Here is a 16673-nt window from a genome sequence, read left to right as displayed (position 1 = left end):
GAACGGGAAGGGGAAGCTTTTTATGTATATTAGCACACGCGGTGCGGCCCATAAGCTGACCGCAGCCCAAGCCATAACACAGGGGATTGCTCCTGATGGCGGACTGTTTGTGCCTGAAACAATCCCGGCGATTGATAATGAAGCTTTAGCTGGATTCGTCCAGCTTGGTTATCAAGAACGGGCAGTTGCTATCTTGCGGTTATTTTTGGATGATTATTCGGAAAAAGAACTTCAAAATTGTGTAGCGGGTGCTTATAATGCCGAGAAATTCTCAAATGGTGCGATAGCACCCATAACCAAGGTTGCAGACAATCTGTTTGCGTTAGAGTTGTGGCATGGCCCGACGAGTGCGTTTAAGGATATGGCATTACAGCTATTGCCAAGGCTTATGTCCTGTGCGCTTAAGAAAAATGGGGAAAGCAATGAGATAGTTATTCTTGTTGCAACCTCTGGTGATACAGGTAAGGCTGCCCTGGAAGGTTTTAAAGATGTTGACCAAACGAATGTTATGGTGTTTTATCCGGAAGATGGGGTAAGCCGGATTCAACGGCTGCAGATGATTACCCAGGAAGGCTCAAATCTTAAAGTTATCGCCGTAAAAGGTAATTTTGATGATGCCCAAACTGGTGTGAAACGAATTTTTAATGATAAGGCTCTAGCAATTGAAATTGCACGCAATAATTTTAAGTTTTCTTCAGCTAACTCTATTAACTGGGGGCGGCTTGTACCACAGATTATATACTACTTCAGTGCCTATGCTGATTTAGTAAAGAATAAAGATATTACTATGGGGGCGGCTGTTAACTTTGTTGTTCCGACAGGAAATTTTGGTAATATCCTGGCCGGTTATTACGCTAAGCGCATGGGCTTGCCTATTAATAAGCTAATCTGTGCTTCAAACAGTAATAACGTATTAACAGACTTCCTCACAACAGGCATATATGACCGAAAACGCCAATTCTACAAGACATATTCTCCCTCTATGGATATTCTGATCTCCAGTAATTTGGAGCGACTGCTTTATCACATTAGCGATAACTCGGCAGCGGCAGTTAACCAATGGATGTCAGAACTAAACAACATGGGAGAATATCGCGTAGACGAAAAGCACTTGCAAGCAATTAAAGAAATATTCCCGGCAGGTTACGTGACTGATGAAGATACTGCGGCAACGATAAGCCGGGTATTTAAAGAACACGGCTATGCACTTGATCCTCATACAGCTGTGGCTTGGCAAGTGGCCGAAACCTATCGACTTCGTTCGGGTGACCAGACCCCTACTATAATTGTTTCAACCGCAAGCCCGTTTAAGTTTAATGAAACAGTGCTTTCAGCCTTAAACCAGACGGAAAGTGCGAATATTACCGACGAGTTTGCGGCACTCCGACATCTGGCGAAGCTTATTAACAGACCGGTGCCGACTGCGCTGGCTGAGCTTGAACAAAAAACTGTTCGACATACTGCGGTATGTAATAAACAAGATATGCCGGAAGTTGTTAAACAAGCATTACAGACAAAATAAAGTTAGATAAAAAAGAAACTGCGCCGTTATCTGGCAGCAGTTTCTTTTTTAATATACTACATTTTTCAAAATAAAATATACTACTTCATTATTAGTAAATACTAAATGTGAAAATGTATGCCTTTTTGCAAAAAAAACACTTCTGTATACAAAATACTTGTGATATAATGCTGGATATGATGCATATTGCAATACACTAAATCATCGTTAATAGCGAAAGGGGTACATAGCATGAATGGGAAGGTAGCTTATAATTTAGGACCGGCTCAACTAGTTGAAGCGGCCGTTAGACGCGGCGAAGGGGTGTTAACAGCCAGCGGCGCATTGCGGGTTACGACTGGCAAGTATACCGGACGTTCTCCACATGACAAATTCGTTGTTGATTCACCGGCTGTACACGATAAGATTGCGTGGGAAAACAATAAACCGTTTTCAACTGAAAGATTCAATCAATTATATAACCGGATGCTGGCTTATATGCAAAACCGGGAATTGTTTGTATTTACCGGCTTTGCTGGTGCTGACCCTGAAAATCGCATTATTGTACAATTTACTAATGAATTTGCCTGGCAGAATCTATTTGTTCACCAGCTTTTTATATGTCCTGAAGCAAAAGATGCCGAGATTGCGCCTGATTATAGAGTTATCTGCCTTCCTGGCTTTAAAGCCGATCCGGCTATTGACGGAACTCAGTCGGAAGCTTTTATTATTCTTAATTTCGAAGAGCGACTGGTACTTATTGGCGGTACGCAGTATGCCGGCGAAATGAAAAAATCCATTTTTACCGTTATGAACTACATTTTACCGGACCGGAATATTCTATCAATGCATTGCTCTGCTAATGTTGGAGAAAAAGGCGATACTGCACTGTTCTTTGGATTAAGCGGTACAGGCAAAACAACATTATCAGCAGATCCGGCCCGCCAATTGATAGGTGATGATGAACATGGCTGGAGTGAAGCGGGAATTTTCAATATCGAGGGTGGCTGTTATGCCAAATGCATTGGTCTTAAACATGAGACCGAGCCACAGATATGGGAAGCCATTCGCTTTGGGGCTGTTCTAGAAAACGTAGCATTAGATGCAGAAACCCGTATACCGGATTTTGCCGACGATTCAATCACTGAAAATACCCGGGTTGCTTATCCTGTAGAGTATATACCAAATGCGCGTATTCCCGGTGTTGCAGGCCACCCGCAAACAATAGTCTTTTTAACAGCGGATGCTTTTGGAGTACTGCCTCCAGTTGCTAAGCTAAATGGCGAACAGGCTATGTATCACTTTTTATCAGGTTATACCAGTAAGCTGGCTGGTACTGAGCGCGGTATTACCGAGCCACAAGCTACTTTCTCCTCCTGCTTTGGTGCACCGTTCCTGCCGTTATCTCCGCTCAAATATGCGAAACTTTTAGGGGAAAAGCTAAAACAGCATAATACCAATGTGTTTTTAATTAACACTGGTTGGTCAGGCGGCCCTTATGGTGTTGGCAGCCGCATGAAACTGTCTTATACCCGGGCTATGGTAACTGCTGCTATCGAGGGACATTTGGATAAAGTATCTTATGAACTCGATCCCATTTTTAACGTTTATGTGCCTACCAGCTGTCCTGGTGTACCGGCAGAAATTCTAATGCCGCGTAATACCTGGGGGGATGAAGCTGCTTATGATAAGAAGGCAAAAGAATTAGCAAGCCTGTTTGTTAAGAACTTTAACAATTTCAAACAAAATATTCCTGCAGAGATTGCTGCCGCTGGTCCTAGAGGTTAGTTAAACATATTGAGGCCGCCGTTTAAAAAAAACGGTGGCCTTTTTCTTAAATTATTTTATGGCCGGCAGCTTTTGTTTAAGCGTAAGAACAGGCGAGAATAGATCACCTAACTTGGCAGTGCGCTCTAGTACTTGCGTGGCTTCAAAGGATAATAAATCGGGATTTTTCTTGTCTACAACAGTAACAACTTCGTTCCAGGTTACCGGTGTTGAAACGGTAGGATGCTCTTTAGCGCGCAAGGAATAAACACAGACAGTCGTCTTATGTTCATCATTTTGGCTCCAGTCGATAAAGACTTTGCCCGGACGTAAGGCTTTTTTCATGTTGGCAACAATTTGGTTAGGGAATTTTTCCTGAAACCGATTGGCAAGGATGCGGGCATAGTTCTTGGTTATGTCGTAATTTACCGGGGTGTTTAGTGGGACGTAGACTTGTAAGCCTTTGGAGCCGGAGGTTTTCGGGAAGCTCTGAAGCTTTTGTTTATCAAAGTAGTCTTTTAGCAGCAAACCTACTTGAGCACATTCGACAATAGTTGCAGGTGGACCCGGGTCAAGATCAAAAACCAAAAGTGAAGGTTGATTGATTGCTGGTGCCAAAGATAAGGATGTGTGCAGTTCTAGTGCAGCAAGATTTACTGCCCAAACTAAGGTAGGCAAATCATTGGCATTGCAAAAATTAATGTTGCGATTATTACCACCGCTCCAAACCGGGATGGTTTTTACCCAACTGGGGCGATGGACCGGACATTCTTTTTGATAAAAAAATTTGCCCTGTGCGCCATTCGGATATCGCTTCATAGTCAGAGGGCGATTAGTAAGATGGGGGAGAAGAAGTGGGGCAATACGGATATAATAATCTAACATTTGCCCTTTGGTAAACCCTGTTGCTGCATAAAAAGTTTTATCAAGGTTACCGATTTTTAGTTTGCGTCCGGCAACATCAATTTGCGTTTTTTCTTTACTGTTACTGGGCACTTGCTCTCTTCCTCCCGGATGTGGCGGCAGTTTTGCCTTGTTTGCTTGGCTTAGTGTCGCTTTTGGTTTTTATGGCCGAAATGCTTGCTTCTAAAGCTGCCATCAGATCAATAACTTTACCACCCTCTTTAATTTCCGGTTTGCTAATAATCGTTTGACCTTCAGCTTTTTTCTCAAGCATTGCCATGACTTGTTCGTGATATTGGTCATGGTATTTGGCAGGTTCAAAATCAGTCGACAATGACTCAATAAGTTGTTCCGCCATAGCAAGTTCTTTTTTATCGGGCTCGGGAATATCTGTTGGCAGTTCGTCTAGCTGGTCGGCGGCGATAACCTCGTCGGCAAAGTGCATAGTGGAAAGTGCGAGAGCCTTGCCGAGTGGCCGAATGGCAGTAAGGTATTCTTTATTACGCATAACTACCCGGGCAATAGCCACTTTACTAGTCTTTTGCATTGCTGCCAACAACAAAGAATAGGCCTTACCTGCTCCTTTATCAGGAGTCAGGTAATAACAGCTATCATAAAATAGAGGGTCAATCTGATCAAGTTTAACAAAGTCTTCAATGGCAATGGCCCGCGCATTTTTTGGCTGGATAGCTTCTAGTTCCTCGCTGGTGACAACTACATACTGATCAGGAGAAACCTCGTAGCCTTTAACAATGTTTTCTGCCGGAACTTCAGCACCATCAGAAGGGCACACTTTTTTTAGACGGATTCGGCAGCCATCCGATTTTCGAAGTTGGTTAAAGTGGATTGATTTCTTTTTTACGGCGTTATACAACTTTACCGGAATATTAACAAGGCCAAAGCTGATTGAGCCGCTCCACATTGGACGGGGCACAAAGATCACCTCCGATTAGCTTTCGCGGATTACCTGACGTGGATCTTTATCATTTCGTAAACCTTTAAAAGACGGGTGACGCAAGGTATGGTTGGGCGTCCACTCGGTGAACTCAAACTCACCCACGATTATAGGTTTTACAAAGTGAGCATCTTTAACTTGCGGATCTATGGAGAAAGGACAGAATGTGGTACTTAATGGAGACAGTAGTTTGGCTAACTGGATTAGCGTTGCTTGAGTAAAACCGGTTCCAACTTTTCCTGCGTACAGGAGCCGTTGTGTCAGGCCTTTAGTTTGCGCGGTTTCGGGTGTTACGTCATAGTAACCAAGTAATAAAGCACCAATCTTTCCTAAACGGACTCCTTGACCTGCCACCCAGCCAACAATTATCAGTTCTTGCCGGTGTTGGTTCTTGATTTTGAGCCAGGCACCAGTGCGTCTACCTGCTTGGTAAAGGCTGTCCAACCGTTTAGCGATAATACCTTCAAGGCCAAGCTTGCGGCTGGCTGATAAGATGGTTTGCCCATCGCCGGTTTTATAGGCGGGAGTTTGCCAGTGCGAGCCGTCCAAAACCAAGCTGTCCATTATTTCTCGTCGTTCGCGGTAGGATTTGTTCAGAAGTGATTCGCCGTCAAGGGCTAGGATATCAAATATAATGTAATGAACAGGCGTTGTTTGCATAACTTTGCTTATTTGTTTATCACTAGATAATCCCATACGGTGCTGCAAGCGGGAAAAGGAGGGAAGACCATCAGTGCCAAAGGCCACAATCTCACCGTCGAGGATTATTGATTTGTGTTTGGCTGCGACTTCTTGGTTGAGTGCTGCTAACTCAGGGTACTGGCTTGTGAGATCTTTTAGATTACGGCTCATTAGCTGGTACGCGTTTTTTTCACCATAAAAGATAGCACGAATTCCATCCCATTTAATTTCAAAGGCATATTCAGATTGGTCAGAAGGCAGTTGACCGGCTTTAGCCAGCATGGGGCTGATAATTGCCATGATGTCCTCGTGTTAAAATAATATTTGTATTAGTTTTTGCATGCTGGGCAAATATATTACAACATAACAAAAAACAGGCCGGATATATCCGGCCTGTTAGTAGGCGATAAGTAATTATCTGTTAGCTTGGAAGCAATCGCGGCAGTATACAGGCTTTCCAGCGGTAGGGCGGAAAGGAACCTGGGTTTGGATGCCACAAGCGCTGCAAGTAGCGTCAAACATTTCGCGTTGCGGACGAGCATTGCCACCCATGCGGCCACCGTTTTGGCGTTTTCTAGCTGCACGGCATTCAGGGCAACGAGAAGGATCATTTTGGAAACCTTTCTCAGCATAAAAAGCTTGTTCGGATGCAGTGAAAGTGAAGGAAGCACCGCACTCTTTACAGTTAAGATCTTTGTCTTGGAAATCCATGTTTAACCAACCTCCGTAATATGTGTTTGACGCAAACAATTGCTGGTCGGTTGGTCAAGACATGAATTCGCTAGCCATCGAGAGCAATTATGTTTTGTCATATTACCAATATAACCCTTGGCTGTATAATTGTCAAGACTTGGTTGTCAATTTTTCCAGTTCATCCAGCATGTAGGAAAATTTATTAAGAGTAAGCTCAACTGGCTGCGGAGTGGACATATCGACACCGGCATTTTTCAGTATATTGATCGGATAATCAGAACCGCCGCTCTTTAAAAATCCAATATATCGTTGTTGTGCTCCAACACCTTCCTGGAGCATTTTGTCAGCGAGGGTAGTAGCGGCCGCATAGCCGGTGACATATTGGTAGACGTAGAAATTCCAATAGAAGTGGGGGATTCTTGCCCATTCAATATCTATTTCCTTATCAACCGTTATATCTACTCCGTAGTATTTGACATTGAGTTCATGCCACATTCCATCAAGCAGATCGGCAGTCAGCGTTTCGCCACTTTCCGCTTTATCGTAGATGTCTTTTTCGAACTCGGCAAACATAGTCTGGCGATAAACGGTAGCTCTTACCATTTCGAGATATTGATTAATTAAATATAGTTTCTTTTGTTTATCGGTAGTATTCTTTAATAGGTAATCATTTAGCAAAATTTCATTGGTGGTAGAAGCTACTTCAGCGGTAAAGATGGTGTACTGAGATTTGCTGAAGGGCTGGTTAGCCTGACTATAATGGCTGTGGATGGCGTGACCCATTTCATGGGCTAAGGTACTTACGTCTTCCAGTCTGTCGTTGTAATTCAATAAGACAAACGGGTGGACGCTATATACTCCCCATGAATATGCTCCTGTTTGTTTGCCCTTGTTTTCATAAACATCAATCCAACCTGATGTTAGGCCCTTATTTAGAATATCTGCGTATTCGGAGCCAAGGGGAGCAAGGGCGTCGCGCACTAATTTTTGGCCTTCAGTATAGGCAATGTTGAATGTTACTTCCTTCGCCAGTGGGGTGTAAAGGTCATACATGTGGATACTATCTAGTTGCAAAGCTTTTTTCTTAAGCGCGACATACCGGTGCAGGGGCGCGAGGTTATTAGTAACAGTATCAATTAAATTGGTATAAACGGCTAAGGGAATGTTGCCTTCAGACAAAGCTGATTCCAGGGTTGAATTATATTTGCGGATTTGGGCGTAAAAGATGCTTTTCTTAACATTGCCTGCTAAGGTAGCAGCAAAGGTATTGCGGAAATCATTATATGTCCCGAATAATCCGCTAAATGCGTCTTTGCGGACACGCCGGTCAGAAGACATGATTAAGGAACGATAACGGCCTTCGCTTAAAGTAATGGTTTTACCGTCTTCGCCGGTAAGCTCGGGAAACTTAATATCGGCGTGGGCCAGCATATTGAAGATAGTTTCGGATGCTTGAGTAACCTCGACCGACCGGGAAAGGATTTCTTCTTCGGCAGGGGATAAAACATGCTCTTTTTGCCGGGCTAAGTTGTCAAAATAGAAATTGTAGTCGGCAAGTGACGGTTTATTACGAAAAGCTGATAAAGTGTCTTCTGCCATAGCCAAAATTTCCGGTTCAATATAAGCAGTGGCTGCACCTGCTTCAGCCAGTAAACCTTCCATTTTTCCGACAAGAGCCTGATACTTAGCATCGGCGGAGTTTTCGTCACGGTGAAGGCGGGCATAGGCAAATAATTTACCGCAGATAATATTTATTTCATCTCGTAGTTTTAAGCAGGCGGCAAGCTTATCTGCAGATTGGGACAATGATCCTTTATATTCAGCAATCTTAGGTAAATCATCTTTTATTTTTTTAAAATCAACCTGCCAGAGTTCTTCGTTCGCATAGATATCTTCAACCCGCCATTTATATTCAGCCTGGATTTCTTCACGTGTGGGCAAGCCTGTTGATGTTTGCGACATAAGAGCACTTCCTTTCAGTGATTATTCAATAATTACTACTATATAATAGCATAATCTTGGTGGTATTTCTTGGTATAGCATGCCCCAAGTGAAATATTTTCTATACTTTAAAGAATTTTAATATTCCGTCGCAAATGCTTTCGGCGGCGTTATCCCGGCCATCTACGCTGGACAAAAGCATTTCTTCCACCGGATTGGAAATGAAAGCTACTTCAACAAGTATTGACGGCATATTTGTATGGCGAAGCACATAAAAGCTGGCAAATCGTGCCCCGCGGTCTTTAGTACTAAGCTTTTCTGATAAACCGCGTTGTACCAGATTGGCTAACCTTACAGATTCTTTATCCCCATAATGGAAGGTTGTGGAACCGGCCGCTGCAGTGCTGGTAAAGGAATCGTTATGGATACTGATAAATAAATCGGCTTCTGCTTGGTTGGCTGCTTCAACTCGCGCACCGAACTCTTCATTAGTAGCAGCGTCGGCATAGGCTACGTCTGCATCGGTATCCCGGGTCATGACAATTGTAGCACCGCTTTTTTCAAGTTTTTCTTTGAGTAATAAGGCAATTGCTAAGGTATTATCTTTTTCCATTGTACCGGTTGGACCTAAGGCGCCTTGATCGCTGCCGCCATGACCAGGGTCTAAGCAAATCACTTTACCTGCAAGACGTGCATTTTCATCTTCTGTCCGTTCTTCTGTATTATTATCAATTGGTAGCGGCGGCATTGTTGAATCTTTGGAATTGATAAGCACTAGCTCGCGTTGTGCATCATAGCGGATGCCCCATTTAAGAACTTTGGCCATATTGCGGAGTGTTATTAATAAATCACGGTTGACACGTGCATTGCCAGGTAAATAGCGCCCATCAATCATTATCCGCATACTTTTTCACCATCCTCACGTAGTATGAGTGAGCCAAGGTATGTTTACCTTGTTTTATTTTATGCAGAGTCGCTTGCGGTGGTGAATAGGCTGGTTCGCATTTGACAAGGCGGCTTGAAACCACTATACTGTCAGGGAGATTATGGGACAGGAGAATGCCTGTGAACGTTTTGCTATCAACTCTAAATACTAAATATATTCATTCTTCTTTAGCGCTCAGGTATTTAGCGTCTTTCTGTAAGCCGGCGGAAAATAATATAACAGTGCGGGAATATACCGTAAATAATGGATTGCTTGAAATACTGAGCGATATTTATGTGTGTCACGCCCAGGTAATTGGTCTAGCATGCTACATATGGAACATTGAAGCAAGTCTGGAACTTGCACAGCTTATAAAAAAAGTGCAGCCTCAGGTTACTATTGTGTTAGGAGGCCCGGAGGTTACCTACCAACCGGAAGAAATATTAGCCGCGCATGCTGCGGTTGACTATATAATCATGGGTGAGGGTGAGCAAACCTTAGCTGATTTGCTGGCTGCGTTAGGCACCGGACAGTCTTGCCGTAATATTCCAGGGCTTGCTTATCGTCAAAATAATGTTATAGCGGCAGGCACTCCCCAGGTAGTTGATAAGCTTGATGATATTCCTTTTCCTTATACGCAAGGGGAGATGTCTCAGCTTAAAGATAAAATTCTCTACTATGAAAGTTCCCGCGGTTGTCCATTTTCCTGCCAATATTGTTTATCAAGCGCGACGGCAGGCGTTCGGTTTCTAAGCCGGGAACGGATAGTTAGCGACTTACAGTTTTTTATTAATAATAATGTTAAACAGGTAAAGTTTGTTGATCGTACTTTTAATGCACGAAAAGATCATTATTTTCCTATTCTAAAATTTCTTGCTGAACAAACCTGCCGGACTAATTTTCATTTTGAAATTGCTGTTGATATTTTGGATGAGGAAGTTATTGAGTTTTTAGGTGATGTTCCCCCAGGCAGATTTCAATTTGAGATCGGGATTCAGTCAACAAATGAACGAACTCTTGCCGCAATTAAACGGAACAATAACTGGCCACGGATTGTTAGCAATATTGATAAAATCAGAGGATATGGCAACATCCATTTACATCTTGATTTAATTGTCGGCTTGCCTTTTGAAGATATAACGATATTTTCTAAGTCTTTTAATGAGGTGTATGATTTACAGCCTGATATGCTGCAAATAGGTTTTTTGAAGATGCTTAAAGGGGCAGGTATCCGAGAAACTTCCGCCGCACACGGTTATATTTATATGGATATAGCTCCTTATGAAGTGCTTGCTAATAACTACCTAAACTATGGACAAGTCAGACAGCTCAAAATTTTAGAAGAAGTATTTGAGCAAGTATACAACAGCGGTCGCTTTCGTTTTAGCCTGCCATGGATTATTAATAGTAGCGGCAATACTGCGTTTGATTTCTATTGCAAATTAGCTTCTTACTGGGAGCAGCAAGGGCATCATCTTGTTGCCCACAGTGGCAAGACTTTATACAAACATATGGCCGGTTTTTGCGCCGTTTTTTACCCGGAGGTATTGCCAATCTATCTTGAATTTCTAAAATTTGATGCTCTTATAAATGAGCATGGTGGAGTACGACCCGAGTTTTTACCCTGGAATCAAATTAATCAGGCAGCTGCTGATAAATGGGGAGAGGCTAAGACAGCCTTTTGGCGAGATACCGAACTTGTGCGGCGGTATCTGCCTGATTATTCGTTTACAACCTGGCGGGATATAAAAAAGATGTATCATATAGAAGTGTTCGGTGTGGACATCCCTGCTTTTATCAAAAATCCAGGTAATTTAGAAGCAAAGGAAACAGCTGTGCTTTTCTCATATAGGAATAACAAACCTTGGTATCAGGTGATTAACAATGATGATTTCAGACGCTAGATATAATACATATTCCGAATACTTGCGCCAGAAATACGGTGAAAAGGTATATAAACTGCCGATTAGCTTGCCTGTAACCTGTCCGAATCGTGATGGTCAATGCGGGCGGGACGGGTGTGTGTTTTGTGGAGAGATTGGTGCCGGTTACGAAAATTTGCCTGCATCGTTAAGCGTAAGTAACCAACTAACAGCAAATAAACTGCATATAGCGCCCAAGTATAAGGCTAAAAAATTCATCCCTTACTTTCAGAACTTCAGCAATACCTATTTGCCGGTAGAAGAATTAAAACAACATATTATAGAAGCTTGTCAGAAAGATATAGTAGCCATTGCTTTAGCTACCCGGCCTGACTGCATTAATGACGCTTATCTGGAAATGCTGGCTGTTGTTCGTGATAAGTATGGTGTTGATATCAGTATTGAACTCGGCTTACAGACCGTGAACTATCATACATTGGTGAAGATAAATCGCGGTCATACATTGGCTGAGTTTATTGACGCCGCACAAAGAATTAAACGCTGGTCGATGGATGTGTGCGCACATCTTATCTTAAATTTGCCCTGGGACGATATGACTGATGTCATTGAGAGTGCCAAGATTGTTTCGGCGTTGGAGCTTGAACAAGTAAAACTGCATGCGCTGTATATTGTAAAGAATACAGTAATGGCTGATTGGTATCAAAAAGGTGACTTTACACTAATTAGCAAAGAAGAATATATAGAGCGAGTGGTTACATTTCTTGAATATCTGCATCCCGACATCGTAATTCAGCGGGTAATTGGACGTGCGCCGGAAACCAACACATTATTTACTAACTGGCAGACGGGCTGGTGGAAAATACGTGATGGTATTGAAGCGCGTTTGGTAGAACGGGATACATGGCAAGGCAAGAAATGTACTTATCTAAATGGAGCAGCGGTACAAAAGTTTCTATAAACATCTATATTTGCTTATAAACTTTATCTGATTTATTTGAAAAAACTTACTGTTCTGTGTTTAACAAAACATATTTACAAAGATAGTTAGAGTTGTTAATATTATACTGCAGTTAAGAATTAAGGAGAGTGTAGTATTAATAATGAGAAAGATTCAATTGTTGGAGCAAATTAATAAACTTTCGGGTTTAGTACATGGAAATGAAATGAATGAACTCAATCTTACAATAGGAACTATTAGTGAAATTCGTCAGAAACTTGATGAATTGACTGAAGAATATATTGATTGTTATTGCTAAAACATCGTATATACGATGTTTTTTTTATTATGATAAATTATCTGCTTCAAAAATTGCGATTGCCATGTTCCACGTATAGTTTTATTGAAAGTATTATATAAATCCTCAACAAGTTAATACGAACCGTGAGTATTAACTTTGTTTACATAACAACAAAGCGAATTTGGATTGACCGTTTGTTTTTGAAGCATTTGCAGGATATTTTTTACTAATAAAAGAATATTGACAGGTCACAATGAGCATGTTAATATATAAAAGTCGGTTGTGACAAACAACGACAACATTTACCAAAAATATATGGTGTTGACAAGCAGGGTAGCCTGTGTTAACATATAAAAGCTGTCGTTAAAAACAACGATGTGTTCCCTGAAAACTGAACAATGTAAGTAATGCATCAAAAAGCCAGATGTGCGGTGCTCATTGAGCACACAAAAACAATTTCTTTTTTAAATTTATGAGCCATCAAGGTTCCATAATAATGAAGTCAAATATGACTTTGAACTTTTGCCTGTCTCTTCTGATATAGTAGTTTATCTGCTTATCGAGATAGCAGCCGGCAAATAGCAATAAGGCATATAGACGGCATACAATTTTATGGAGAGTTTGATCCTGGCTCAGGACGAACGCTGGCGGCGTGCCTAACACATGCAAGTCGAACGGGGAGTTACTTGTAACTCCTAGTGGCGAACGGGTGAGTAACGCGTAGATAACCTGCCTCTAAAATGGGGACAACACCGCGAAAGTGGTGCTAATACCGAATGTGGTATCTTTATCGCATGATAAAGATAAGAAAGATGGCCTCTACATGTAAGCTATCGTTTAGAGATGGGTCTGCGTCTGATTAGCTAGTTGGTGAGGTAAAGGCTCACCAAGGCGACGATCAGTAGCCGGTCTGAGAGGATGAACGGCCACACTGGGACTGAGACACGGCCCAGACTCCTACGGGAGGCAGCAGTGGGGAATCTTCCGCAATGGACGAAAGTCTGACGGAGCAACGCCGCGTGAGTGAAGAAGGTTTTCGGATCGTAAAACTCTGTCGTTTGGGACGAACGTGCTTTGGGTAAATAATCTAAAGTAATGACGGTACCAAAGGAGGAAGCCACGGCTAACTACGTGCCAGCAGCCGCGGTAATACGTAGGTGGCAAGCGTTGTCCGGAATTATTGGGCGTAAAGGGCGTGTAGGTGGATTCTTAAGTCGTGTGTCTAAGTGCGGGGCTCAACCCCGTATGGGCGCAGGAAACTGGGGATCTTGAGTGCAGGAGAGGAAAGTGGAATTCCCAGTGTAGCGGTGAAATGCGTAGATATTGGGAGGAACACCAGTGGCGAAGGCGACTTTCTGGACTGTGTCTGACACTGAGGCGCGAAAGCTAGGGGAGCGAACGGGATTAGATACCCCGGTAGTCCTAGCCGTAAACGATGGGTACTAGGTGTAGGAGGTATCGACCCCTCCTGTGCCGGAGTTAACGCAATAAGTACCCCGCCTGGGGAGTACGGCCGCAAGGTTGAAACTCAAAGGAATTGACGGGGGCCCGCACAAGCGGTGGAGTATGTGGTTTAATTCGACGCAACGCGAAGAACCTTACCAGGGCTTGACATTGAGTGAAAAAATTAGAGATAAGTTCCTCCCTTCGGGGACACGAAAACAGGTGGTGCATGGCTGTCGTCAGCTCGTGTCGTGAGATGTTGGGTTAAGTCCCGCAACGAGCGCAACCCTTATCCTTTGTTGCCAGCACGTTATGGTGGGAACTCAAAGGAGACTGCCGCAGACAATGCGGAGGAAGGCGGGGATGACGTCAAGTCATCATGCCCCTTATGTCCTGGGCTACACACGTACTACAATGGGCTTAAACAAAGCGAAGCAAGCCTGCGAAGGTAAGCCAAACGCATAAACAAGCTCTCAGTTCGGATCGGAGGCTGCAACTCGCCTCCGTGAAGTCGGAATCGCTAGTAATCGCAGGTCAGCATACTGCGGTGAATACGTTCCCGGGCCTTGTACACACCGCCCGTCACACCACGAAAGTTGGAAACACCCGAAGCCGGTGGGATAACCGATTCGACATTGGATTTTCGACATACGATATTCGAAAGGGAAGAAAAACCTACGAAAGTCAAAAGTCGAAGGTCGAATGTCGAACCGGGGTCAGCCGTCTAAGGTGGGGCCGATGATTGGGGTGAAGTCGTAACAAGGTAGCCGTATCGGAAGGTGCGGCTGGATCACCTCCTTTCTAGGGAGAACTGTTCGGTGTAACAACTGAACTACTTCCAGGTCGGTACATTTGGCAAGCATTACGATACTAGACGCACCATCCGCACATTGAATCGAGAATAATACTGCGACGGTATGTAAGTACTGAATTAGTATAAATTGATTCGATAAAACGGCGGTGGCTGTAGTATCTCTTACATTGTTTGGTTTTGAGGGAATGCTCATTAAATATACTTCGACAAAACTGCGTTAACGGGTTGCAACGTTCGTAGTGGGGGTTGAGGGTAGAGAGTGTGTAAAATTCTCTTGAGGCTGTCATAAGCGAGTATCGCTAAGCAACACAGCGAGGGCGAGTTTCCATACAGCCGGAATTTCCGGGCCTATAGCTCAGCTGGTTAGAGCGCACGCCTGATAAGCGTGAGGTCAGTGGTTCAAGTCCACTTAGGCCCACCATTTTCGATATTCGATGTACGATATGCGACATTCGTTAATTATCGAAAATCGATAGTCGAAAATCTAATAACGAAATCTGGGGGCGTAGCTCAGCTGGGAGAGCACCTGCCTTGCAAGCAGGGGGTCAGCGGTTCGATCCCGCTCGTCTCCACCAAATATCCAGTGACGATAGCTGTGGGGTTCCACCTGTTCCCATACCGAACACAGTAGTTAAGCCCATAAACGCCGAAGGTACTTGGCTGGAAACGGCCTGGGAGATTAGGAAGTTGCTGGTTTTGATGAACACATACGTGTTCATCAATTTATAATGTTCTTTGAAAACTGCACAGAAGAAAGCAAAGTAAAGTAATGCCTCATATATAAATATGAGAAGTTCTTTACGCGCAATTAGGATATACTGAAGGCAAAACGTAAGCTAAACTAACGGCTTAATCAAATTAAGTCAAGTTATTAAGGGCATACGGTGGATGCCTAGGCGCCAAGAGCCGACGAAGGACGGGGTAAGCTCCGATAAGCTGCGATGAGCCGCAAGCAGGCTTTGACTCGCAGATGTCCGAATGGGGGAACCCGGCGGTGGTAATGCACCGTCACCCATGCAATTACGCATGAGGAGGGCACCCGGGGAACTGAAACATCTAAGTACCCGGAGGAAAAGTAATCAAACGAGATTCCCTAAGTAGCGGCGAGCGAACGGGGAAGAGCCCAAACCCTGTTCGACATTGGATTTTCGACATGCGACATTCGAAGGGAGACGAAAGTCTGTCAAACCCTATCGAAAGTCTAAAGTCGAAGGTCGAATGTCGAGCAGGGGGTTGAGGACTGACAAAAGTTAGGCCAGGTCTAGTCGAACTACCTGGAAAGGTAGGCCGCAGAAGGTAAAAGCCCTGTAAGCGAAAGACAGAGCCTAATGGTCAGAATCCAGAGTACCACGGGACACGAGGAACCCTGTGGGAAGCAGGGGGGACCACCCTCCAAGGCAAAATACTCCTTGGCGACCGATAGCGCATAGTACCGTGAGGGAAAGGTGAAAAGCACCCCGGGAGGGGAGTGAAAGAGAACCTGAAACCGTATGTCTACAAGCAGTCGAAGACCCTTATGTGGTCGACGGCGTGCCTATTGAAGAATGAACCGGCGAGTTACAGTAACTAGCGAGGTTAAGTGGAAAACACGGAGCCGAAGCGAAAGCGAGTCTAAATAGGGCGAGAGTTAGTTATTGTAGACCCGAAACCGCAGTGATCTATCCATGTCCAGGTTGAAGCGCAGGTAAAAATGCGTGGAGGACCGAACCCGTGAGCGTTGAAAAGCTTTGGGATGAGATGTGGATAGGGGTGAAATGCCAATCGAACGCGGAGATAGCTGGTTCTCCCCGAAATAGCTTTAGGGCTAGCCTCAGGTAATGAGTATAGACGGTAGAGCTCTGATAGGGCTAGGGGCCATATTGGTTACTGAACCTTGTCAAACTGCGAATGGCTATACTTTAACCTGGGAGTCAGACTGCGAGTGATAAG

At 43.8% G+C, this 16673-nt stretch carries 11 protein-coding genes, 2 tRNA genes and 3 rRNA genes (1 of these 16 only partly in view); 10 read left to right on the top strand and 6 right to left on the bottom strand.

Annotated elements, in window-relative coordinates; translation table 11 throughout:
* The first annotated feature begins 22 nt into the window (after positions 1 to 22).
* Entirely contained in the window at positions 23 to 1522 is a 1500-nt protein-coding gene (thrC, locus tag SRRS_RS14965; RefSeq protein WP_371361627.1) for a threonine synthase, read from the top strand.
* A gap of 231 nt (positions 1523 to 1753) precedes the next feature.
* Positions 1754 to 3289: a phosphoenolpyruvate carboxykinase (ATP) gene (gene pckA / locus SRRS_RS14960; RefSeq protein WP_371361625.1), complete on the top strand. Its 1536-nt coding sequence runs from the start codon at positions 1754 to 1756 to the stop codon at positions 3287 to 3289.
* Between the two features lie 51 nt (positions 3290 to 3340).
* On the opposite strand, the gene ligD (SRRS_RS14955) is transcribed toward pckA, so the two are convergent.
* The 6 genes from ligD (SRRS_RS14955) to SRRS_RS14930 all read right to left on the bottom strand — a co-directional run bounded on the left by ligD (SRRS_RS14955) (position 3341) and on the right by SRRS_RS14930 (position 9345).
* The gene (gene ligD, locus SRRS_RS14955; RefSeq protein WP_371361624.1) at positions 3341 to 4264 is read right to left on the bottom strand and encodes a non-homologous end-joining DNA ligase; all 924 of its coding nucleotides are present in this window, start codon (positions 4262 to 4264) and stop codon (positions 3341 to 3343) included.
* On the bottom strand, positions 4254 to 5105 hold the full coding sequence (locus SRRS_RS14950) for a Ku protein (RefSeq protein WP_371361622.1): 852 nt from the start codon (positions 5103 to 5105) through the stop codon (positions 4254 to 4256). Before SRRS_RS14950 ends, ligD (SRRS_RS14955) begins: the two co-directional genes overlap by 11 nt.
* 15 nt (positions 5106 to 5120) lie before the next feature.
* Entirely contained in the window at positions 5121 to 6107 is a 987-nt protein-coding gene (gene ligD, locus SRRS_RS14945; RefSeq protein ID WP_371361621.1) for a non-homologous end-joining DNA ligase, read from the bottom strand.
* A 114-nt stretch (positions 6108 to 6221) separates the two neighbouring features.
* Positions 6222 to 6518 (bottom strand): zinc-ribbon domain containing protein, encoded by a 297-nt coding sequence (locus SRRS_RS14940; RefSeq protein ID WP_371361619.1) that lies wholly within the window; start codon positions 6516 to 6518, stop codon positions 6222 to 6224.
* Positions 6519 to 6650: 132 nt separating this feature from the next.
* Entirely contained in the window at positions 6651 to 8462 is a 1812-nt protein-coding gene (gene pepF / locus SRRS_RS14935; RefSeq protein WP_371361617.1) for an oligoendopeptidase F, read from the bottom strand.
* A gap of 100 nt (positions 8463 to 8562) precedes the next feature.
* Positions 8563 to 9345 (bottom strand): N-acetylmuramoyl-L-alanine amidase, encoded by a 783-nt coding sequence (locus SRRS_RS14930; protein ID WP_371361616.1) that lies wholly within the window; start codon positions 9343 to 9345, stop codon positions 8563 to 8565.
* A 155-nt stretch (positions 9346 to 9500) separates the two neighbouring features.
* Between SRRS_RS14930 and SRRS_RS14925 the strand changes: the two genes are divergently transcribed.
* The 8 genes from SRRS_RS14925 to SRRS_RS14890 all read left to right on the top strand — a co-directional run.
* Positions 9501 to 11270, top strand: a complete 1770-nt coding sequence (locus SRRS_RS14925; RefSeq protein WP_371361615.1) for a B12-binding domain-containing radical SAM protein — start codon at positions 9501 to 9503, stop codon at positions 11268 to 11270.
* Entirely contained in the window at positions 11254 to 12207 is a 954-nt protein-coding gene (locus SRRS_RS14920; RefSeq protein WP_371369835.1) for a TIGR01212 family radical SAM protein, read from the top strand. Before SRRS_RS14925 ends, SRRS_RS14920 begins: the two co-directional genes overlap by 17 nt.
* A gap of 142 nt (positions 12208 to 12349) precedes the next feature.
* On the top strand, positions 12350 to 12505 hold the full coding sequence (locus tag SRRS_RS14915) for a hypothetical protein (protein WP_371361613.1): 156 nt from the start codon (positions 12350 to 12352) through the stop codon (positions 12503 to 12505).
* Positions 12506 to 13096: 591 nt separating this feature from the next.
* A 16S ribosomal RNA gene (locus tag SRRS_RS14910) occupies positions 13097 to 14731 on the top strand.
* Positions 14732 to 15088: 357 nt separating this feature from the next.
* A tRNA-Ile gene (locus SRRS_RS14905) sits at positions 15089 to 15165 on the top strand.
* Between the two features lie 78 nt (positions 15166 to 15243).
* A tRNA-Ala gene (locus SRRS_RS14900) sits at positions 15244 to 15319 on the top strand.
* A gap of 4 nt (positions 15320 to 15323) precedes the next feature.
* Positions 15324 to 15440: ribosomal RNA gene (gene rrf, locus SRRS_RS14895) — 5S ribosomal RNA — on the top strand.
* A 165-nt stretch (positions 15441 to 15605) separates the two neighbouring features.
* Positions 15606 to 16673: ribosomal RNA gene (locus SRRS_RS14890) — 23S ribosomal RNA — on the top strand; it runs 2003 nt beyond the window's last position.
* The 16S, 23S and 5S rRNA genes sit together here with 2 tRNA genes alongside, the layout of an rRNA operon.

This window comes from Sporomusa rhizae, from assembly GCF_041428845.1.
Lineage (GTDB): Bacteria > Bacillota > Negativicutes > Sporomusales > Sporomusaceae > Sporomusa > Sporomusa rhizae.
Note: the sequence above shows the minus strand (reverse complement) of the source record. Positions and strands in the feature narration are given on the sequence as shown.